The following is a 19855-nucleotide window of genomic DNA, read 5'->3' on the forward strand; positions in this document are numbered from 1 at the left end:
ACCCCTTGCTGAAGCATCCGGCCACCATTCCGCTTCCTAGCCAACATATTTTACTAGAATGTGAGAACGAATCGGCTCACAAACCTTTTATCATAGAGAATGATTATCAATACCACAACATCATTTTAATTGATAAAAATTATCATTGTCAATAGGTTTCATTGTTTTTCATTTCCTTCTCATCATAATGTTGTTTGATCAACCGGTTATTGCGTGCCGTGCTTTAGGATGGTACGCAACAGATTAGCGCACCAGTAATGGCAGAACCAAAGCGCGTGCTACGAAACTTCCGTAAAGCAAACAACTGCTATTCAGAAAGACGGTTTTCTTCAAGAGAAACGCCACATTTTCTCCATGCGCATATGATAAAAGGGTGCCCCGTTAACTAGAGACACCCCTTTGACTACTTTCTTACCCTTTGACAAAGACGGTTTTGATGGCAGTGAAAAATTCAATGGCCGCCCGTCCTTGTTCCCGTGAATGGGAACTGGATTGCTTCATGCCGCCAAATGGCGCCTGAAGCTCGACGCCGGCGCTTTCTTCGTTAATCCGCACGAGCCCGGCCTCAATCTCTTGAATGAACGTTAACATCTTCGCAATATTTTGGGTAAAAATTGAGGCGCTGAGACCAAATGACGTATCATTTGCTAAGGCTACCGCTTCTTCAAACGTATCCACTTTGATCAAAGCAAGCACCGGCCCGAAAATTTCCTCGCGGGCGATCGTCATGTTCGGAGATACGTTCTCAAACACCGTCGGCTCCACATAAAATCCGTTGCCCAACTCCCCGCCATCCAATCGGCGGCCGCCATAAAGCAATGTCGCTCCCTCTTCGATCCCTTTTTCGATATAATAAAGAACCGTCTCCAATTGCTTTTGGCTGGCGCATGGTCCCATCCACACGCCTTCTTCCAGTCCGTTGCCGATTTTCAGCTGTTTGATCTTCGCTAATAGTTGTTCTTTAAACGGTTCATATATGGAGCTCTGAACGAAGATACGGCTTGTCGCTGTACATTTTTGTCCCGTCGAACGCAGTCCTCCGCTAATCGTCGCTTCGACTGCGCGGTCAAGGTCAGCATCCTCAAGCACGATAACCGGGTTTTTGCCTCCCATTTCCAACTGATACTTTGCCCCTCTCGCTACGGCCTTTTGGGCGATCGTTTTGCCCACTTCGTTAGAGCCAGTGAACGTGATCGCGTGAATATGCGGATGCTCAGCAATGGCGTTGCCGATGACCGACCCTTTGCCGGCCACGAAATTCAACACGCCGGCTGGCACCCCTGCCTGATCAAAGCACTCGACCACCTTCGCCGCGGTGACAGCCGTTTCTTGCGCCGGTTTAAATACAACCGTATTGCCATAAATGAGGGCAGGGGCGATTTTCCAAATCGGAATGGCGACCGGAAAGTTCCACGGTGTGATCACCCCAACCACTCCGAGCGGCACACGCGTCGTAAACATGAGTGCTTCGCTGTTAGTGGATGGAATGACCTCACCAATGTGCCGCATCCCTTCCCCGGCATAATAGCGCAAAATGTTCACTCCCCGCTGCACTTCTCCTTTCGCTTCCGGGAGCGTTTTTCCCATTTCCCTTGTCATCGTTTCCGCAATCTCATCAAGTCGTTGTTCAAGAATGTCAGCCGTGCGGAACAAATACTCCCCGCGTTTTGGGCCGGACAACTTCCGCCACGCCGCTTGGGCTCGTCTCGCTGCTTCCACCGCAGCGTTCAGGTCCTCGATATTGGACTGCTGAACGTAGCCGACAATATCGCGAATATTGGCTGGGTTGATGCTCGCTTCAATTTGATTTGTGGAAGAAGGAGTCCATTTGCCGTTAATATAATTCAAATAGATTCTTTCCGTTCCCGCTGTCATTGTACATTCTCCTTTCCACTAACGTTATCGCAACTACTAGCAACCCCCGAAAACACGTTTTCTTTGACATCACCTAAAAAAATAAGAGTTCATGATTTCACTATCATACTACTATGACCAAAATGTTTTTTAAATTCAGATTTATTCAATGGCATTTACCATCTTGACAGAGAAAGCGACAAATCATCATCTGGGTTAACGACAAAAAACCGGCCTCCTCAAAACAAGGGAGGCCGGTCAGGATGAATCCGTGTCATCTTAATCGTGGAAATTCGTTCCGTCTGTGACTTCTTTGACGATGCCGGCGCGGATGACAAAATCGCCGAAGTGTTCACCGTCAAGTCGTTCTTTTGCATAGCGGGCCAAAAGGACGCGCAGTTCGCGCAAAATTTCTTCTTCACCGATATTTTCTCGGTACAGTTTGCCAAGGCGCGTACCATTGAATGCGGCGCCGAGGTACATGTTGTATTTGCCGACCGCTTTGCCGACGAAGGCGATTTCGGCAAGCACGTGGCGGGCGCAACCGTTCGGACAGCCCGTCATGCGGATCGTGATTTCTTCGTCGCGCAAGCCGTTTTCATCGATGATTTCCTCGATTTTATCAAGCAGTTTCGGCAAATACCGCTCCGCTTCCGCCATCGCCAGGCCGCATGTCGGCAGCGCGACACAGGCGAGCGAGTTGCGGCGCAAAGCGGTGTACCGTTTGCCATCGGTTAAGCCATACTTAGCGATTAGCGCTTCAATTTCTGCTTTTTTCTCGCTTGTGACATTGGCGATCACTAAGTTTTGGTTCGCCGTCAGTCGGAAATCGCCGGTATGGACTTTGGCAATTTCGCGCAGGCCGGTCATCAGCTTGTAATCGTCATCGTCTTTGACGCGGCCCCCTTCAACATAAAGCGTAAAATGCCATGTTCCATTGACGCCTTCAACCCAGCCGTAACGGTCGCCATTATGCTCGAAATGGTACGGGCGCGCTTCGCCGAGCTTCCAGCCGAGACGGCGTTCAATTTCCTCTTTCACTACTTCAAGGCCAAGCCGGTCGATCGTGTATTTGAAGCGGGCGTTTTTACGCACCGAGCGGTTGCCATAGTCGCGTTGAACCGTCATAATTTTTTCTGCCACTTCAACAACTTGATCCGGCGTGCAGAAACCGATCACTTTAGCGAGCTGTGGGTACGTCGTTTTGTCGCCGTGGGTCATCCCCATGCCGCCGCCGATGGCGACGTTAAAACCGGCGAGTTTGCCGTCTTCCACGATGGCGATCAACCCGATATCTTGCGAGAATACGTCGACGTCGTTGGACGGCGGGACAGCGATGCCGATTTTAAATTTCCGCGGCAAGTACGTCGGGCCGTAAATCGGTTCTTCCTCACCGTCGACTTGCGGCGTGCCGGCCACTTTTTCGTCATCCAACCAAATTTCATAATACGCCCGTGTCTTCGGCAACAAATGGTCGCTTAACAGTTTCGCCCATTCGTACACTTCCGCATGCACTTCCGATTGGTATGGGTTCGGATTGCACATGACGTTCCGGTTGACGTCGCCGCAGGCGGCGAGCGTTGTCATGAGCGCGCCGTTAATGGCTTGCATCGTTTTTTTCACGTTCCATTTCAAGACGCCGTGCAATTGGAACGCTTGGCGCGTCGTTAACTTCAACGTACCGTTTGCGTATTTGCGGGCGATTTCGTCCATGACAAGCCATTGCTCCGGCGTTGCTACCCCACCTGGTGTGCGAACGCGAATCATGAATTGGTATGCCGGCTCGAGCTTTTGTTTTTGCCGCTCGGTACGCACGTCACGGTCGTCTTGCAAGTAGCTGCCATGGAACTTCATCAGCCGGTTGTCATCGTCCGGAATGCCCGCGCTGATCGGGTCTTCCATCGTTTCGGCGAGCGTGCCGCGCAAATAACGGCTTTCCCGTTTAATGCGCTCGACATCGCTTGGCGGTCCATCCGGCGCTTTTAACACGACTTTCGCCATTTCGATTCCACTCCTTCTTTGAGATTAATAGACGTCACGTTGGTACCGTTTTTGTTTTTGCATTTCGGTCAAATAAGCTTCCGCTTGCTCGCGGCTCATACCGCCTTCTTTTTCAATAATATCGATGAGCGTCTGATGGACGTCGCGCGCCATGTGCTGCTTGTCACCGCAAATGTAGACGACAGCGCCTTCCTCGAGCCAACCGAACAGCTCTTTGCTTCGTTCAAGCATCCGATGTTGGACGTATACTTTGTTCTCCGTATCGCGTGAGAAGGCGACATCCATTCTTGTGAGCACGCCGCTTTTCAGCCACGCTTGCCATTCGGTTTGATACAGGAAGTCAGTCACAAAATGCTGATCGCCGAAGAAAAGCCATGATTTTCCGTTCGCTCCCGTTGCTTCACGTTCTTGCATAAAGGCGCGGAACGGAGCCACCCCCGTGCCCGGTCCGATCATAATGATCGGCGTCGACGGATCTTTCGGCAGCTTGAAGTTCGGATTCGGCTGAATAAAGACCGGCAGCGTATCGCCGATTTGAATACGTTCGGCACAGAACGTCGAGCATACCCCTTTGCGTAGACGGCCGTAAGACTCATAACGAACCGCACCGATCGTCAAATGCACTTCATCCGGATATGCGGCTAAGCTGCTCGCGATCGAATACAGGCGTGGCGGCATTTTCCGCAAGATGGAAATGACTTGTTGCGGCGCAGCGTCCCACGGACCAAAATCGCGCAGTGCATCGAGCAAGTCGCGGCCTTTGGCATATTCTTTTAATTTTGTCTCATTGCCCGGGGCAACAAGCTCTTGAAGCGCGCTGTTTTTCGATAGCGGCGCCAGCTTTTGCAGCAGCGCTTTCGTCAAAACGGTAATTTCAAAATGGGACGTGAGCGCTTCTTTCAGCGAACGCACTTCTCCGTCCTTGTCAATCGTCACTGTTTCTTCCGGGTTCCATTTCATTTCTTGGATGACAAGGTCAACAAGCTCTGGATCGTTTTTCGGGAAAATGCCAAGCGCATCGCCCGGCTCATATTTCAAATCCGATCCTTCAAGCGACAATTCGAGATGGCGCGTTTCTTTATTCGATCCGCGACCGTTTAAGTTAATGTTTTCCAACACCTCAGCTAGGAACGGGTTTTTCCGCGAATAGACGACAGCCGGCTCCGCTTTCGGCGCCGCAGCCACAGCCGACAAGAGCGGAGCTGCTCCACCGTTGGCATTTGCTTGTTTGCTTAACTCACCAAGAACACCATCGAGCCATTTCGCCGCCGCTTCTTCGTAGTCGACATCACAGTCGACGCGCGGATAAAAACGCTCTCCTCCAAGCTCCTCCAGTCGCTTATCAAAATCTTTCCCCGTCTGGCAAAAATGCTCATATGACGTATCGCCGAGCGCTAAGACGGAGAAACGAAGATGATTTAGTTTTGGCGCCCGCTTACTGTGGAGAAACTCGTAAAATGATACGGCATTATCCGGCGGATCGCCTTCCCCATGCGTGCTCACGACAATGAGCAACGTCTCCACTTTCTTTAATTCGTTCGGCTTAAAATTAAGCATGGACAATACTTTCGCCTCAAAACCGCGCTCTTTGAGCGCATTGCCGGCTTTTTCAGCCAACTTTTGCGCATTGCCGGTTTGTGAACCGTAAAGAACGGTCACTTCTTTCGAAACCGGCTTGCCGCCCCCGGCAAACAGCGCCGGCGCCTCGGCATCGAGAACGCCCACCGCGGTCTCGGCAGCGGCCAAATACCCGCTCAGCCAAAACTTTTGCGACGGCGTCAATGTCGGCAACAAACGGTTCAGGAGCTCGATCTGCTCCTGGCTAAACGGACTGTTAGTTACTTGCAGCTGCAACGTGTCCACCCCTCAATATAAAATAGAATGATGGCGGAATTCCTTCCTGACTTTTATCGGTGTGGCCGCCAAACATCCATTATTCCTATAAAACAAGTAGACTTTAAATGCTATATTATATTTACACTTTACCGCAAAACAAAACATTAGTAAAATAAATATAAATTATTAAGACTATTAATATTTCTAATCAACTTCTACACCTAGATGGTGCCATCGCGGGCAGGGGGAATGAGTATGTACTATGACGAATTAAAAACGTTTATTACGTTGGCAGAAGTGAAAAATTTCACAAAAACAGCTGAAATCCTTCATCTCTCCCAGCCAAGTGTCAGTTTGCACATCAAAAATTTAGAAAAAGAGTTTCAAACAAAACTGTTCATCCGTTCCCCGAAACGGCTGCGCATGACGCCAACTGGCGAACTTCTGTATGACCGCGCCAAACAAATGATGGCACTCTACGAACAGACGAAACAAGACATTTTAGAGCATCACCACTCGGTGAAAGGCGAATTAAAAATCGGGGCCAGCTTTACGATCGGGGAGTATATTTTGCCGCTGTTTTTGCTCGACTTCCAACAGCGCTATCCGGAACTTGAACTTGAAGTCATGATCGGCAACACAAAAGAAATCGTCGAGCTCGTCCGCTCATACCAAGTGGATATCGGTTTGATCGAAGGACAAACGAACGACAAAGAACTGTCCGTTCACCCGTTCATGCAGGACGAACTTGTCATCGTTGCTTCAAACTGCCACGAATTGGCACAAAAAGAGGAAGTGACGATCACCGATTTGCAAAACGAAACATGGGTAGCACGCGAAATCGGTTCCGGCACACGCGAATATTTCAATCACTTTATCCGTTCAAACGGGCTAAAGGTGAAGTCGCTGATGATCATCAGCAGCAACCAAGGCATTAAAGAAACGTTAATCAACGGCAATGCCTTGTCCCTCCTGTCACGCAGCGTCGTCGCCCGCGACATCGAGCACGGTCACCTGTCGATCATCCGTCTAAAAAACCCACCGTTTTACCGGATGTTTTCCTATATTTATTCGCCGATCATGGAAAACAAGCAAAACGTTCGCATTTTCCTTGAAACGTTGCAAACCAACTGGACTGGCGCCAACAAATAACAGAAGGGCGTGGTCATTGATGACCCGCCCTTCACACTTCCATCTCCCCATGGCGGATGTGTGGCATTTCGATTTGAATGGTTGCATGGCGAATGTGGAAGCGGGCTTCCACCAGATCAATCGCCTGCTGCAAAATCGCTTGGGCATCTCGGCCATCTTCAATGAGCAGATGGCAGCTTAACGAATCGAGACCTGAGGTGATCGTCCAAATATGCAAATCGTGGACATCTAGCACCCCCTCAATGCCTGAAAGCGCCGTTTTCACTTCTGTCTGGTCAATGGCGACAGGCGTTCCTTCCATCAAAATGTGCACCGTCTGCCGAACGACAGCGAACGCACCTTTTAAAATCAAAATGGCTACCAACACGGAAATAAGCGGATCGGCCAAATACCAGTCAAACAGCCACATGATAAGCCCGGCCCCGATCGCGCCGACCGAACCTAACGCATCACCGAGCACATGCAGATACGCGCTGCGGACATTGACATTCCCCTTGACATCGGCTTTGCGCATTAACACCCAAGCGCTCACGAGATTCGCCAACAACCCAACGGCAGCCACCGCCATCATCGGCCCGCTCGCTACGTCAGGCGGATTCACGAACCTCCCAACCGCTTCCCAAATAATCCAGGCGGCAATCACCACCAATGTTACCCCATTGACGAGTGCGGCTAAAATCTCGAACCGATACAATCCGTACGTTTTCTTTGGAGAGGCAGGCTTCGCCGCTAACCATACTGCCATTAGACTCAACAGAAGCGAAGCGGCATCGCTAAGCATATGCCCCGAATCCGAGAGAAGAGCAAGGCTATTCGTTACAAGCCCGCCGACAAATTCAAGAACCATAATACTCGTCGTTATGCCAAGGGCGATCGCTAACCCTTTTCTATTTCCTTCTCTGCCATGGTGATGATGGCCATGATGATGGTCGCAATGGCCGTGCGCATGGTGGTGCATAAATCGACTCCCCCTCACCGGTGTTGTGCATGGTCAATCGCCTGCTTTAACAACGAAATCACATGGTCATCATCGCAAGAATACACCAATGTCTTCCCTTCGCGGCGGTATTTGACGAGCCGCAACGTCCGAAGCAACGCCAACTGGTGGGAAACGGCCGATTGCGACATGCCGAGCACTTCCGCGATATGGCCGACATGACACTCTTCCTGCGATAACAAATACAACATTTTAATCCGAGTCGGATCCGCTAATGCTTTAAATAGACGCGACACTTCATCGACTGTTTCCGCTTCTAAAAACAGATGATCTTCCGTTTTCACTGCCATTCCCTCACTCCACACAAATTAATATATGAGCATATGTTCATATATATGCATTATATGCCTCATTTGTGCTCTTTGTCAATGATGGACCATGAAAAAAAGCGGGGGACATCATCCGCCGCTTATCATTGCGATTTCTATTTTGCATGCAGCCATGGCACGGGAATCCGCTACGCCGTTATTTCACCTTCACTGCCGTCCCGGTCGCAATGCACATCATCATGCCATCACGCAATGTTTCAAAATCGAGATCAACGCCAATGACCGCGTTCGCCCCGAGCTTCGTTGCTTTATTCACCATTTCGCGAATGGCCAATTCTCTTCCCTCGGCGAGCTTACTTTCATACGTCCCACTCCGCCCGCCGATGATATCGGTAATGCTGGCGAGAAAATCGCGAACGACATTGGCACCTAAAATGACTTCCGCCGCCACAATGCCTAAATACGCTTCAATTTCTTTTCCTTCAATCGTATTGGTGGTCGTAACAATCACAACAATGCCCCCTTGCCTTTCGTCATAAATAGATAAAGCGCGTGATTCTATTATACTACTTTTCGCCGTCAGGCGTCGCCTGCGAATTTGTCCGCGGCGCAGCCGGCGCTGTTTGGGTTCCGTACAACAACAGCTGGGCGATGCCGATAAAATACTCCGATTCGCGAATAATATGGTCTAACACGACTTTCGCCGTCGGATTTTGGGCGACGGCCGCACTTTTCGTTTTCACTTGTCGGCACAATTCGATGAATTGAAGACTTTGTTGCAAGCAGAATGAAACGAAATGGAGCACTTGCTGATACAGTTGTTCCGGAACATAATAACCGACCCGGATCACCGATTCGATATAGCGGACCGCTTGTTGGTGCGTAACCGATAAGGCCTCTTCCCACTTCTTCAACGCATCTACATATCGTGCTTCCAATCCGGACACAAGCTCACGAATCACTACTGTATGTTCCTCCTCTTGGTGCTTCCAAAATTCAATTTCATCCAAAATACGCAGCGGCATATGTGGGCCATAATAAAATTGCATACTCTCTCCCCTCCCTTGCCTTCTCTCTTTTTTCAGTGTATGGGCAAAGCGGCAGGGATATGCGCAATGATCAAAACAATGACGCCTTCCTGTTCACTTACTAAAACGAGCTCAGCGGCACCCATACAGGACAACTAGTGAACCGTTCATGTTAAGGAAACGCCGCCAAGCACGCGAAAGCGCATAGATTCAAAAACATTGAATGCCGGTAACGTTTTGAACAACTTTATCGTTTTTATTAGTGTAAATATTCCGGCCGGAAAAAAGGAGTTACGATGTATGGTTCATATAAATGAAGACAGCTACGTCAATTGGATTGAACAGCTATGCCTTTCGACTTGGGAATCGGTTTACCGATTGATCTATTTTAAGGTCCAAAACCGCGAAGAAGCCGAAGATATCACACAGGAAACGTATGTCAGAGCCATCCCATATTTACAAAAAAACCGCGTCCCGCCTGATAAACAGATGGCCTTTCTAAAAACAGTGGCCTTGAATATCATCCGGGATCGCTGGCGGCAGCACCAACGCCGAGGAACGACAGCCGATTTGGAAGCCATCGCTCCAAAAGAAGTGGCCTCCGAGGATCCTGCCGAATGGAGTGTACAGCGCATAGCGATCGAAAAAGCATTAAATCAACTCAGCAAAGAGCAACGCACCGTGATCGAACTGAGAATCATAAAAGGATATTCTGTCGCTGAAACCGCCCGAATCATGAATAAAAAAGAAACAACCATTCGCGTGATGCAACATCGGGCATTGCAAGCGCTTAACCGCATTTTACATGACGAGACGAAGTGAAGGAGGAGTCTATCGATGCACGACAACGAACGCCGCTTATCCGATTATATTGACCAGTTGAACGCCGAGAAAAAACCAAAAGAGCATGAACATTCAGCGGCAGATCCCGAGTTGCAAGAGCTGTTTCATACCGTCAGGCTCGTTCGCAGTCTCAGGGAGCCTGCCATGCCGGAGCGGAATTTTCCGGCCAAACTGGTTCGTACAGTTACTGATCAGCTAGTGCCGACAAAACCGAAAAAGAAAAAACGGGCCTGGATGGCCAGCATCGTCGGCATCGCTGCTGTGCTGGCCCTATCGCTGCTGATGCATATCGTTTCACTTTTTGACCAACCCAACATCGTAAAGGCGATGGAAAAAGCCTTTCAAGACGTCAACGCCTACCATGGATTTTTGGAAATTGTCGAAACGAATGCCCAAGGCAAGACTACTACACAAGCCAAATTGGAAATTTGGGCCGACAAACAAGGTCGCTATTATATACAAGAACTAGAGGGTTCAAATAAAGGATTGATTACCGTCAATAACGGGCAAACGAAATGGCAGATCCATCATTCGGAAAAACAAGTTCATCGATTTTCTGCCTTTCCGGATCCGTACCGTTTTGCCTTTGAACTTGGGAACGAAATCAAGGAAATTAAACAAGCCGTATCAACAAAGACCATCGGGGAAGAGAAGGCAGCCAACCGTCCATCTTGGGTTGTTGAAGTCACCCCGCAAGGAGGAGAGCCTTATCGGATCTGGATTGATAAGGAAACACATCTTCCGTTGCAAAAACAATATGCGATGCATCATGGAATCCAATATAAAATTACGTACACAAAAATCGAATGGAATGATGCGATCCCTGAAAAACTACTAGCTTATCATGTGCCAAAAGGATTTCAAGAAATCAACCAAAACCCAGAACAAATTGTCGCCAACATCGGTGAAGTCAATGAGATCATCGGATTTCTGCCTGACGTAATCAACCAAATTCCAGCCGGTTATGTCCAAGATCGCATCGCGATCGTACCCGACAAAAAACTTGTCAAAATCTATTACCGGGCATCGAACAAAGAGATCGTCATCATCCAAGGAAAAGCCACCGGCAAATGGAAACTGGCCCCAAACGCGATGGTCGGGAAAATCCATCAACAGACCGCTGAAATTCAATCACCGGTTGTGGAAGAGGCAGGCGTGCTCGGGGCAGGAGGACCGTATGCCGGCCTGACGGACCTCCATTCGATTCGCTGGCGGCAAAACGGGTTCGAATACGCCGTCATCGGCCATGCCGATTTGGAGGATTTAGTCGCATTCACGAAAGAGCTGACAAACGGGGCTTTTGAAATGCCTGCAAAAGAGGAGCCATCCTCGTCCAAACCAAAAGTGAACGTTCCTGTTGACTTGGAGCAGGAAAAAAACGATCAAAAAAGTGTGGATGCGGGCAGCTCGCCGTGGAAACTAGATCCTGTGTTTGTAGCCCAAGTATTTGTAAGCCTGCAAATGTCTCCTGAAGGGATTACCGGAGACTACCCGATTCGCTATGAAGACTTGCGCATCGTTCAAAACAATGGCAAGGAAGCCGTCGTGGAAGTGAACGCCGACAACGCGCCTATCAAGCGCGTATACTTGAAACGGCTGATCCGGCAAGACGCGACAGGCATATGGACAGTGGTGGGCTACGACCCTGCTTCTTAACCTTCTCCCCCACTTTCGCTTGAAAGTGGGGTTTTGTTTTTGATCAAGATGGGGGACAAACACCTTTCTTTCTGACATCAACCTCCAATGTTCCCGCTGTCCATTCCGACAACGAACAAGCCTATAAGAGGAGAACTATGAGAGAGGGCCGAATGCGGCTCTTCTCCATTTTAAAGGCATCCTCCTTTCCCTTAACCTGTACCATATTGCGTTCAGCTTTTTCACAACCGATTTGCCATTCGTGTCATGTAACTACGGTCCGTCTCAAACGTCTACAAACATATCCGGGTTCCAAAATAAAATCTCAGACGACATCATTCAACAGGGATATATTTTCATCCTTCCGTTGATGATGATTTTTTGCCCCATGAGAGTCTATATATCAAAATCGATACAAAAGTAACCGTATCATATTTCTAAAATTTGAAATTCTATACATTAAAGCATAAATGAAACGATATTTTAACGGGAGTTGACTAATAAATGTTGATTCAAAAATCGATAAGTCCGCTATTTTTTTCATCTTTCCATTCAACTGATCAACTTCATTCGTATCATCAACAGCCCATCGATGTTCGGCGCCTATCACCTCTTTTAAAGATTCCTTCCCAGATTCTATAGCAAATGAGTTCATCACATCAAATGCAATCTGTCCATGAACAAAATGATTCGTGAGTCGATTCAACAATGTTTTTACTTCTTCAACTGTAAAATATTCCAACAGTCCTTCAGCGATAATCATTACTGGTTTATCGCTAGGAATCTTTTCTAACCATCCCTCTTCTGTAACCGAAGAGGCAATCATTTCATATCCGTCGCGATTTGAATAAAACTGTTTGCGTATTTTGATCACTTCCGGATAATCGACATCGAACCAACTCACATTCGATGAAGGATTTATTCTTGATACTCTCGTGTCAAGGCCACAACCGAGATTCAATACAGTGGCATTCGGGTGAATTTGAAGAAAGTCGGCCAACCATGTATCGAATTGTTTGGCTCTCACAACCATGAGATTGCCATTTGGAAAGCGATTGAGCTTCTCAAAGTCATAATCAATGGCATTCACTAACTCGGCCGATTTTTTATCATTCAGAATGGAATGCTTAGAGTGATAATCCAAAGCTTTTGCATACAGAGTAATCAGCAACGTTTCTTTTTCGTTTTCCAAATGAATGTTGTGAACCCCATCAGCTCTTATCTCCATAGTTAAATCCCTCCGCATACTTTTCACGTAGAATCATGATATGAGCCCATCTCGTTTCAGCGGCAAACATTCCTGACTTAGATCTTATCCTTGAATACTCATGCTTCGTCCTCCATTTTTTTCAGCAACACATTCAGTTTATGAAGAGCAAAATGAAAATCCAGCTGCTCTTCCTCATCCAATCGGATGAACTTTTCCAAAAATCTCTCGTATATATACGTCCATTTTTTTTCGATCACTTCTTTTCCCTTAGGGGTCAAAGAAACTAAAACAGCCCGTTTATCTTTCGGATCCGGCATTTTGGTCAAATAGCCTCTAGCCTCTAAGTTCCTAATGATGATTGTTAACTGTTGCTTTGCTACATTTAACCCCTTACTGATCTCCTTAAGATTCATTGCCCTTTGTTGCATATACATAAATTCCATGACATGATTCTGCATATGTGATAATTCGGTTGCCCCTTTATTTAACTCGCTAAACCTGCCAAACAAGTTGGATATTAAAGCAACAAACTCTTCAGCGATTTCTTTCATCATGGTCATAAGCAGACACCTCACTTAGTAAACATTTTATTACTATTATCAATTTTATTCAACTAATAAAGTCTTGTTTAGTAAAATTATATTTACCATTTTGTTATATACTACAAAGCTTCGCTTTTCTAACAGCGTTTCCTCATGAAAAGGAAACTTGACATTGTCCATGAACAGATGCCCTTTCCCCTCGCTAAGGGGAACGAATACGAATATCACGTCTCATGGATGAAAGGTTTCCACAGAGAGGGGAAGCGGCACCTTCACTGCCTGCACCATGAAAAAAGGAGAACAGTCATCTCCTGTTCTCCTTTTTCTTCTTTATATTCCCGTGCGCGAATCCATTCGTTGTATGAAAGAAACCCATCCCCATAAAGCAATACAACTACAAATGCCAAGCGCTACTCGCATGTATGAGGCCGATCCGCGAAAAAGGCGTTGTCCGCCTCCTTTGTGTCACCTTCTCCTTTATCTTCGAGCCGCTTTGTACACATACAGCACCACTGCACTAATCATCGTCACTCCGATCAATGACCATACATAAACAATCGGTGGTCCCGCTTGACCGAACACCACTTCGTTCGACAACTGATCGACGCTCTCCCAGGCGCTGGCGATGTCAGGTTGATACATCTTTGTTTTCCAGTACCCAAGACTGATCGTTACCGCAATATACACGACATGGGCAACGAGCGAAATCGCGAAAGCCTGGATCATCGTTTTCACCGAACATCCCTCCAACGATCAAAAGTAAGCCGTTCCACTCTCGAACACAGCGGCTCAAATGCTGCTCCATTGATTTTTCTAAAATTTTCCTATCATTCCCTTCTATTTTACCATGCCGATGAGTCAATAGGCAAAACCGATCCTCCTTCAGAGTGAATGAATACTTTGCGGGAGCTTTTTGAGGAGCTATTCTTCGAAGTGTTCCCACACGTCCCCCGTCCCTTCAAGGATGTCATAACGCTCATTCACAAATTCTACGCTTGAGCTGTTTCATCTCCATCTTTCATGAGCGGCTAGGATTGTCTCTCCTTTGACGAAAAATGAAGAGGCCGTCCGCCTTCACAAACCGCTCCCCGTCCTGATCGTTCATGAATCGGCTGATGGAATGAATGATGTTCAAAGGAACCATACACTGAAAATTCCCTGTCTTGTTTCTATGATTATGAAAAACGTGTACGATCACCAACGATTAGTATCGTATGATCACAAATTTGACAAACAAAAATGTGATTCCTAGCGTACATAGCGGGTAAATACAGACGGATGGATCGTTTTCAATAAGGGGGAGAAAACATGAAGTTAGAAGGAAAAGTTGCCATCGTCACAGGTGCTGCCTCGGGTATGGGAAAAGCCATCGCCCAGCTGTTCGCCAAAGAGGGGGCGAAAGTTGTTGTCTCGGATATTCATGAAGAAGGACAACAGGCGGTTGTCAAAGAAATTACGGAAAATGGAGGCACGGCGATCGGCATCACCGCCGATGTCGCTAATAAGGAGCATGTGGAACGGTTGATCGATGAGACAGTGCAAACGTTTGGTTCACTCGACATTTTAGTCAACAATGCCGGAATAATGGACAACTTTGTACCTGCCGCTGATGTGACCGATGAATGGTGGGAGAAAGTGTTTGCCGTTAACACCACAAGTGTAATGCGAGCAACCCGGAAAGCATTGTCGATTTTTCTTTCCAAAAAAAGCGGAGTGATCATCAACATCGCTTCTGTCGGCGGGCTTAACGGATCGCGGGCCGGCGCCGCCTACACCGCTTCAAAACACGCCGTCATCGGATTGACAAAAAACGTTGGCTTCCAATACGCGAAAGAAGGGATTCGCTGCAACGCCATCGCTCCCGGCGGCGTGAGCACCAACATCGGCGCAACGATCACCGCTCCCCATCCGTTCGGAATGGAGCGGGCCACAGCTGGTGCCCATTTGAATCCACGCACCGGCGAGCCGGAGGAAATCGCAAAAATCGCCCTGTTTCTAGCTTCTGATGACTCGAGCTTCATCAACGGTGCCGTCATTGTCGCCGATTCCGGCTGGACAGCCTACTGACGTCCAAATCGAAAAAAGGCCATTCCGAACGCACTCATGCCTTTTCGGAATGGCTTTTCTTCATTACAATGCTTCTCTTCATTTCCCTAAAAGCGGCGAATTCGTTTTCGATGATCGTGCCGACATCGTTTCTGATGATATAACCAACCGTTCATGGGACGGATGCAATCCTGACCTCCTTCCCCTTGCTATCGCCCGACGTTTACTGGGAGGAACGCTCATCATCCATCTGCTGTTGTAACGCTTGGAACAATTCCTTTGTCTCTTCCGGTGTGCGGCGATTAACCATGATGTATGCCCCGTCTCTCCGCTTCACATACAAATACGGTGAAGATGACTTAACGATAAACAACTTGCCCCTGCCGTACGGTTTTTCAAGAACAAACTCCCCTTTCAATCGGCCATATGCTGCAAATCCGTTGGCCTTAAAGACGACCTCTGGCAGCTCTTTTAATAATTGCACCTCTTCAATGTCGCGAGTCGACCACTCTTCCCCATATTCTCCCATGACAATCAACTTTCCGGGCTGGACGACTACTTCGTTTTCCCGGAACCCATAATATCCTAGCACGACAATCAAAGCGATGACCGTTACTGCAATCCCACTTGTAAGCCAAATATATTTTTTTCGTTTCCGTTTCACTTCATAACGTTGAATGTAAATAGTGCCGCCAAGCAAAAAAACGAGAAAAACAGCTAACCCAATCTCAAATACATACGGTAAACGAAATATGTATGCTAACACGGCAATGAACAGCAGCCACCATGAATAGAAAAGCAATTTCCCCGTTGCTTCCACATAGCCGTTTTCCATTAATAGCTCCTGCTCTTCCTTTGGACGGAGCGCAAATCCGGAAATAAGTTCATATCGCTTTTTCTTCACAATCAAATACCAAAGCCCGCCATGCACAATAAGCGCAAATCCCATGGCCACGAAAAAGGCTATCATCCCTGCATCCATCGCCTCTTCCTCTCCCTTTTTCGTTTAGTTAAGCCGAAATGGAGTGTCTTCTTCTATGTAAATCATTTTCTATTATGTTACCATACTTCCTGTACTAGGAAACATCCCTTTCTTTTTTCTAATGGTTCATCTTGACCAAACGTCTACTCCCCCAAAAATAAGGAATATTCACCAACTTATCATTGAAATCAGTTGAACTATCGTAGGCTTTGTTTTGATATCGCCCAGACATACACGATGATTGATCGATCCATTTGACAACAAAAAAATGAATGAACATTCATTCTTTGTGGTATAATGGTGCCAGCATCTCCGCATAAAAGGAGGGACGCTCACCATGTGGATCAATAAAGTGATCAAAAAACGGTTTGAAACGGACATAGTCCAACATGTGCATATCGCCAAAGGAACGGCCATGTTTCAAGGCGTTCGGCTTGCCGTCCGTTGCTTCGTCGTTGACGGCGTCTTGATTGACACCGGCGCAAAATCGATGGAAAACGAATTCACCTCGTTTTTCCAACAGCAAGACATCGACCAAGTCGTGATCACTCATTTTCACGAAGACCATACCGGTTGTGCGGCGTTTTTGCAGCGATCGATGGGATTGCCCATCTATATGAATGAGCCGATGATCGAGTATTGCCGGCAAAAGGCGGACTATCCATTGTATCGGAAAATCTTTTGGGGAAAGCGTGACCCGTTTGCCGCCAAACCCATCGGCGCCACGTTTTCCTCCCGGAACGCAACGTGGGATGTGATCCCAACGCCCGGCCATGCGATCGATCATGTCGTCTTTTTGAACCGCGAAACGGGGCAGCTGTTTAGCGGCGACTTATACTGCCAAGAGAAAACGAAAGTCATCTTGCGTGAGGAGGACATTCCGACGATCATCGCCTCCTTGCAACACGTGTTGACGTACGATTTCGGTGACGTCTTTTGCGCCCATGCCGGCTATCTCCCGAACGGGCGTGAGGCGTTGCAGCGAAAGCTCGACTATTTGCTTGAACTCCAAGGCACGATCATCGACCTATACGAAAAAGGAACGCCGCCAAAACAAATTCAGGCGCTCCTGTTTCCGAAAAAGTACCCGATCATCTTTTTTTCCGGCGGCGAGTGGGATTCGCTGCATATCGTCCGTTCGGTGATTCGGGACTATGAAGCAAAACAAGCAAGTTGAAGCGGGACGACCCCAAACGGCCATGACACGGCCTAAGGGGTGTCCTTTTTTCTATATAATTGTGTTTGTCCACCGCTCTTGCCGACTTTGGCCTAGAGGCCCGATTGTTTACGGAACTATCGAGCCCATCTAGCAGTGAGAAGTTGGCCTCCATTCCTTTCTACACAAAACAGCAACTATATTGGGTGCAAATCGGACAAATTAAGAAAAAACGAAAGGGATGATCTAAGCCATGAACGACACACCGCACGTGAAATTGCACGGGTTTAACAATTTGACGAAGTCGCTCAGCTTCAATATGTACGATATTTGCTATACGAAAACGCCCAAGGAGCGGGAAGCGTATATTTCCTATATCGACGATGTTTACAACGCCGAGCGGCTGACAAACATTTTGAAACACGTCGCCGACATCATCGGCGCCCATGTGTTAAACATCGCCAAACAAGATTACGTTCCGCAAGGCGCAAGTGTGACGATGCTCGTTTCCGAAGGGCCGGTTGTAGAAGTGCCGCAAGCCGAGGCGCCGTTTCCTGAGGCAGTCGTGCTTTCGCTTGATAAAAGCCATATTACCGTTCATACATACCCAGAATACCATCCGAGTGATGGAATTAGTACGTTCCGTGCCGATATTGACGTCGTCACCTGCGGAGAAATTTCGCCGTTAAAAGCGCTCGATTATTTGATTCAGTCGTTTGAAGCCGACATTATGATAATCGATTACCGCGTGCGCGGGTTTACACGTGACATTCACGGATACAAATTGTTTATTGACCATGATATTACATCGATTCAAAATTATATTCCAGAAGATATTCGTGAGAAGTACGATATGATTGACGTGAACATTTATCAAGAGAACATTTTCCATACAAAATGCAAGCTGCGGCAGTTTGATTTAGACAACTATCTATTCGGACATACGAAAGATGCCTTATCTAAACAAGAAGTAGAGGAAACGACCGCCAAACTGAAGAGAGAAATGGACGAAATTTTTTACGGAAAAAATATGCCTAGCGGCTTTTAAAAAAAGGAAGCTTTTCGGCACTGTGCTCACCGATCAGCCATTCAAGCTTCCCCTGCAGCTTCTCCGTTTGCACTATGTATGGTATGCTAGTAGAAAAAAGGAAAAGGTGTTAGTATGGGATCGTACATCGTTGTCGGAGCTGGCATTTTAGGAGCGGCGGTGGCCTACCACTTAGCGAAAGAAGGGGCTGCCGTGACGATCATCGACCGCGGTGACAAAGGACAGGCGACTGATGCGGCGGCGGGGATCGTTTGCCCTTGGTTGTCGCAGCGCCGCAACCAAAAATGGTACCGATTGGCGAAAGGCGGGGCGAAGTTTTATCCTTCCCTCATTGAAGAACTGCAATCATATGGAGAAACGGAAACCGGCTATGCGCGCGTCGGGACGCTCTGCTTGCATACGGATGAACAAAAGCTTGAGCAGATGAAAGCGCGCGCCCTCAAACGGCGCGAAGATGCACCGGAAATCGGGGACATCGTGCAACTTGATCCGAAGGAAGCAAAAGAGTTGTTTCCGCTACTAGCTGATGGGTATCAGGCCATTTATGTAAGCGGGGGAGCTCGCGTCAACGGCCGAGCGCTGCGCACTGCGCTTCTCAATGCAGCCCAAAAGCTCGGGGCCATTCATGTTCGTGGAAATGCTCGCCTTCTCCATCAGGGAACGCGCATCATCGGCGTGGAAGCGGATGGAACGACCTATGCCGCTGAAGCTGTCATCATCACGGCGGGCGCTTGGGCCGGCGAGTTGCTTCGCCCTCTAGGCATCGAGCTGCTCGTCACACCGCAAAAAGGACAACTCATTCACTTAGAACATCCGAACCACGACACGTCCCATTGGCCTGTTGTCATGCCACCGAGCAATCAGTATATGCTCGCCTTTCCAAGAGGTAGAATGGTGATCGGAACAACACACGAAGATGAAGCAGGCTTGGACGTCCGCCCTACCGCCGGAGGAATGCACGAATTATTGGACAAAGCGCTCACCGTTGCGCCAGGGCTCTCCGTTTGCACATATATCGAAACGCGGGTTGGATTCCGTCCGCGCACACCTGGGTTTCTCCCGATCTTTGGGGTACTTCCCGGCTTTACCGGCCTTTACATCGCCAACGGCCTCGGCTCCTCAGGGCTCACCGTCGGCCCTTATTTAGGGGCGGAACTAGCCAAGCTCGTGCTCGGCATCCCGACCGAACTCGACCCTCATGACTATGACGTCACGAGCGCCATCGCCCCGCTTGCCTAACGCCGCGCCGTGTTCGA

Annotated in this window: 18 protein-coding genes; 7 read left to right on the top strand and 11 right to left on the bottom strand. The window is 48.1% G+C overall.

Going from position 1 to position 19855, the window contains the following annotated elements; all coding sequences use genetic code 11:
- Window positions 1–411 precede the first annotated feature (411 nt).
- The 3 genes from gucD to DSM465_RS0106380 all read right to left on the bottom strand — a co-directional run bounded on the left by gucD (window position 412) and on the right by DSM465_RS0106380 (window position 5709).
- Complete coding sequence (gene gucD / locus DSM465_RS0106370; protein ID WP_008879450.1) at window positions 412–1875, bottom strand: alpha-ketoglutaric semialdehyde dehydrogenase GucD; 1464 nt, start codon at window positions 1873–1875, stop codon at window positions 412–414.
- A 258-nt stretch (window positions 1876–2133) separates the two neighbouring features.
- Window positions 2134–3855: an assimilatory sulfite reductase (NADPH) hemoprotein subunit gene (cysI, locus tag DSM465_RS0106375; RefSeq protein ID WP_008879451.1), complete on the bottom strand. Its 1722-nt coding sequence runs from the start codon at window positions 3853–3855 to the stop codon at window positions 2134–2136.
- 24 nt (window positions 3856–3879) lie between these two features.
- Window positions 3880–5709, bottom strand: coding sequence for an assimilatory sulfite reductase (NADPH) flavoprotein subunit (locus DSM465_RS0106380; RefSeq protein ID WP_029760933.1), 1830 nt, complete (start codon window positions 5707–5709; stop codon window positions 3880–3882).
- Between the two features lie 237 nt (window positions 5710–5946).
- On the opposite strand from DSM465_RS0106380, the gene DSM465_RS0106385 reads away from it, so the two are divergent.
- Window positions 5947–6843: a LysR family transcriptional regulator gene (locus DSM465_RS0106385; protein WP_008879453.1), complete on the top strand. Its 897-nt coding sequence runs from the start codon at window positions 5947–5949 to the stop codon at window positions 6841–6843.
- 31 nt (window positions 6844–6874) lie between these two features.
- On the opposite strand, the gene DSM465_RS0106390 is transcribed toward DSM465_RS0106385, so the two are convergent.
- The 4 genes from DSM465_RS0106390 to DSM465_RS0106405 all read right to left on the bottom strand — a co-directional run bounded on the left by DSM465_RS0106390 (window position 6875) and on the right by DSM465_RS0106405 (window position 9158).
- Complete coding sequence (locus tag DSM465_RS0106390; protein WP_029760935.1) at window positions 6875–7801, bottom strand: cation diffusion facilitator family transporter; 927 nt, start codon at window positions 7799–7801, stop codon at window positions 6875–6877.
- A 14-nt stretch (window positions 7802–7815) separates the two neighbouring features.
- The gene (locus DSM465_RS0106395; RefSeq protein WP_029760936.1) at window positions 7816–8124 is read right to left on the bottom strand and encodes an ArsR/SmtB family transcription factor; all 309 of its coding nucleotides are present in this window, start codon (window positions 8122–8124) and stop codon (window positions 7816–7818) included.
- 181 nt (window positions 8125–8305) lie between these two features.
- Complete coding sequence (locus tag DSM465_RS0106400; protein ID WP_029760937.1) at window positions 8306–8620, bottom strand: YbjQ family protein; 315 nt, start codon at window positions 8618–8620, stop codon at window positions 8306–8308.
- Between the two features lie 55 nt (window positions 8621–8675).
- Complete coding sequence (locus DSM465_RS0106405; RefSeq protein WP_008879457.1) at window positions 8676–9158, bottom strand: DUF2935 domain-containing protein; 483 nt, start codon at window positions 9156–9158, stop codon at window positions 8676–8678.
- A 198-nt stretch (window positions 9159–9356) separates the two neighbouring features.
- Here DSM465_RS0106405 and DSM465_RS0106410 point away from each other — a divergent pair, with 198 nt between their 5' ends.
- Window positions 9357–9959, top strand: coding sequence for an RNA polymerase sigma factor (locus DSM465_RS0106410; RefSeq protein ID WP_230459234.1), 603 nt, complete (start codon window positions 9357–9359; stop codon window positions 9957–9959).
- 15 nt (window positions 9960–9974) lie between these two features.
- Entirely contained in the window at window positions 9975–11636 is a 1662-nt protein-coding gene (locus DSM465_RS0106415) for a LolA family protein (RefSeq protein ID WP_029760939.1), read from the top strand.
- A 382-nt stretch (window positions 11637–12018) separates the two neighbouring features.
- Here DSM465_RS0106415 and DSM465_RS0106420 read toward each other — a convergent pair whose 3' ends face one another.
- From DSM465_RS0106420 to DSM465_RS0106430, 3 genes are all read right to left on the bottom strand, one after another.
- A complete protein-coding gene (locus tag DSM465_RS0106420; RefSeq protein WP_008879461.1) occupies window positions 12019–12843 on the bottom strand; it encodes a class I SAM-dependent methyltransferase in 825 nt (274 codons plus the stop codon).
- A 98-nt stretch (window positions 12844–12941) separates the two neighbouring features.
- Window positions 12942–13385, bottom strand: coding sequence for a MarR family winged helix-turn-helix transcriptional regulator (locus DSM465_RS0106425; RefSeq protein WP_008879462.1), 444 nt, complete (start codon window positions 13383–13385; stop codon window positions 12942–12944).
- A 459-nt stretch (window positions 13386–13844) separates the two neighbouring features.
- Window positions 13845–14093 carry a hypothetical protein gene (locus tag DSM465_RS0106430; RefSeq protein ID WP_230459255.1) on the bottom strand — a complete coding sequence of 83 codons (249 nt, stop codon included), beginning with the start codon at window positions 14091–14093 and terminating at the stop codon, window positions 13845–13847.
- Window positions 14094–14675: 582 nt separating this feature from the next.
- Between DSM465_RS0106430 and DSM465_RS0106440 the strand changes: the two genes are divergently transcribed.
- Complete coding sequence (locus DSM465_RS0106440; protein ID WP_008879464.1) at window positions 14676–15434, top strand: SDR family oxidoreductase; 759 nt, start codon at window positions 14676–14678, stop codon at window positions 15432–15434.
- A gap of 202 nt (window positions 15435–15636) precedes the next feature.
- Here DSM465_RS0106440 and DSM465_RS0106445 read toward each other — a convergent pair whose 3' ends face one another.
- On the bottom strand, window positions 15637–16395 hold the full coding sequence (locus DSM465_RS0106445; RefSeq protein ID WP_029760944.1) for a DUF3784 domain-containing protein: 759 nt from the start codon (window positions 16393–16395) through the stop codon (window positions 15637–15639).
- Window positions 16396–16732: 337 nt separating this feature from the next.
- On the opposite strand from DSM465_RS0106445, the gene DSM465_RS0106450 reads away from it, so the two are divergent.
- The 3 genes from DSM465_RS0106450 to DSM465_RS0106460 all read left to right on the top strand — a co-directional run bounded on the left by DSM465_RS0106450 (window position 16733) and on the right by DSM465_RS0106460 (window position 19838).
- Window positions 16733–17572, top strand: coding sequence for an MBL fold metallo-hydrolase (locus tag DSM465_RS0106450; protein ID WP_008879466.1), 840 nt, complete (start codon window positions 16733–16735; stop codon window positions 17570–17572).
- Between the two features lie 232 nt (window positions 17573–17804).
- A complete protein-coding gene (speD, locus tag DSM465_RS0106455) occupies window positions 17805–18599 on the top strand; it encodes an adenosylmethionine decarboxylase (protein WP_029760945.1) in 795 nt (264 codons plus the stop codon).
- A gap of 114 nt (window positions 18600–18713) precedes the next feature.
- Complete coding sequence (locus tag DSM465_RS0106460; protein WP_008879468.1) at window positions 18714–19838, top strand: NAD(P)/FAD-dependent oxidoreductase; 1125 nt, start codon at window positions 18714–18716, stop codon at window positions 19836–19838.
- The last annotated feature ends 17 nt before the right edge of the window (window positions 19839–19855 follow it).

Source organism: Geobacillus thermodenitrificans subsp. thermodenitrificans DSM 465 (assembly GCF_000496575.1).
Classification (GTDB): Bacteria; Bacillota; Bacilli; order Bacillales; family Anoxybacillaceae; genus Geobacillus; species Geobacillus thermodenitrificans.

Excerpts from the sequence above, each read along its gene's own strand:
- cysI (WP_008879451.1), bottom strand. The coding sequence starts at position 3,855 with ATGGCGAAAGTCGTGTTAAAAGCGCCGGATGGACCGCCAAGCGATGTC.
- DSM465_RS0106385 (WP_008879453.1), top strand. The coding sequence starts at position 5,947 with ATGTACTATGACGAATTAAAAACGTTTATTACGTTGGCAGAAGTGAAA.
- DSM465_RS0106445 (WP_029760944.1), bottom strand. The coding sequence starts at position 16,395 with ATGGATGCAGGGATGATAGCCTTTTTCGTGGCCATGGGATTTGCGCTT.
- DSM465_RS0106440 (WP_008879464.1), top strand. The coding sequence starts at position 14,676 with ATGAAGTTAGAAGGAAAAGTTGCCATCGTCACAGGTGCTGCCTCGGGT.
- speD (WP_029760945.1), top strand. The coding sequence starts at position 17,805 with ATGAACGACACACCGCACGTGAAATTGCACGGGTTTAACAATTTGACG.
- DSM465_RS0106415 (WP_029760939.1), top strand. The coding sequence starts at position 9,975 with ATGCACGACAACGAACGCCGCTTATCCGATTATATTGACCAGTTGAAC.
- DSM465_RS0106430 (WP_230459255.1), bottom strand. The coding sequence starts at position 14,093 with ATGATCCAGGCTTTCGCGATTTCGCTCGTTGCCCATGTCGTGTATATT.
- DSM465_RS0106460 (WP_008879468.1), top strand. The coding sequence starts at position 18,714 with ATGGGATCGTACATCGTTGTCGGAGCTGGCATTTTAGGAGCGGCGGTG.
- gucD (WP_008879450.1), bottom strand. The coding sequence starts at position 1,875 with ATGACAGCGGGAACGGAAAGAATCTATTTGAATTATATTAACGGCAAA.
- DSM465_RS0106450 (WP_008879466.1), top strand. The coding sequence starts at position 16,733 with ATGTGGATCAATAAAGTGATCAAAAAACGGTTTGAAACGGACATAGTC.
- DSM465_RS0106425 (WP_008879462.1), bottom strand. The coding sequence starts at position 13,385 with ATGACCATGATGAAAGAAATCGCTGAAGAGTTTGTTGCTTTAATATCC.
- DSM465_RS0106405 (WP_008879457.1), bottom strand. The coding sequence starts at position 9,158 with ATGCAATTTTATTATGGCCCACATATGCCGCTGCGTATTTTGGATGAA.
- DSM465_RS0106420 (WP_008879461.1), bottom strand. The coding sequence starts at position 12,843 with ATGGAGATAAGAGCTGATGGGGTTCACAACATTCATTTGGAAAACGAA.
- DSM465_RS0106390 (WP_029760935.1), bottom strand. The coding sequence starts at position 7,801 with ATGCACCACCATGCGCACGGCCATTGCGACCATCATCATGGCCATCAT.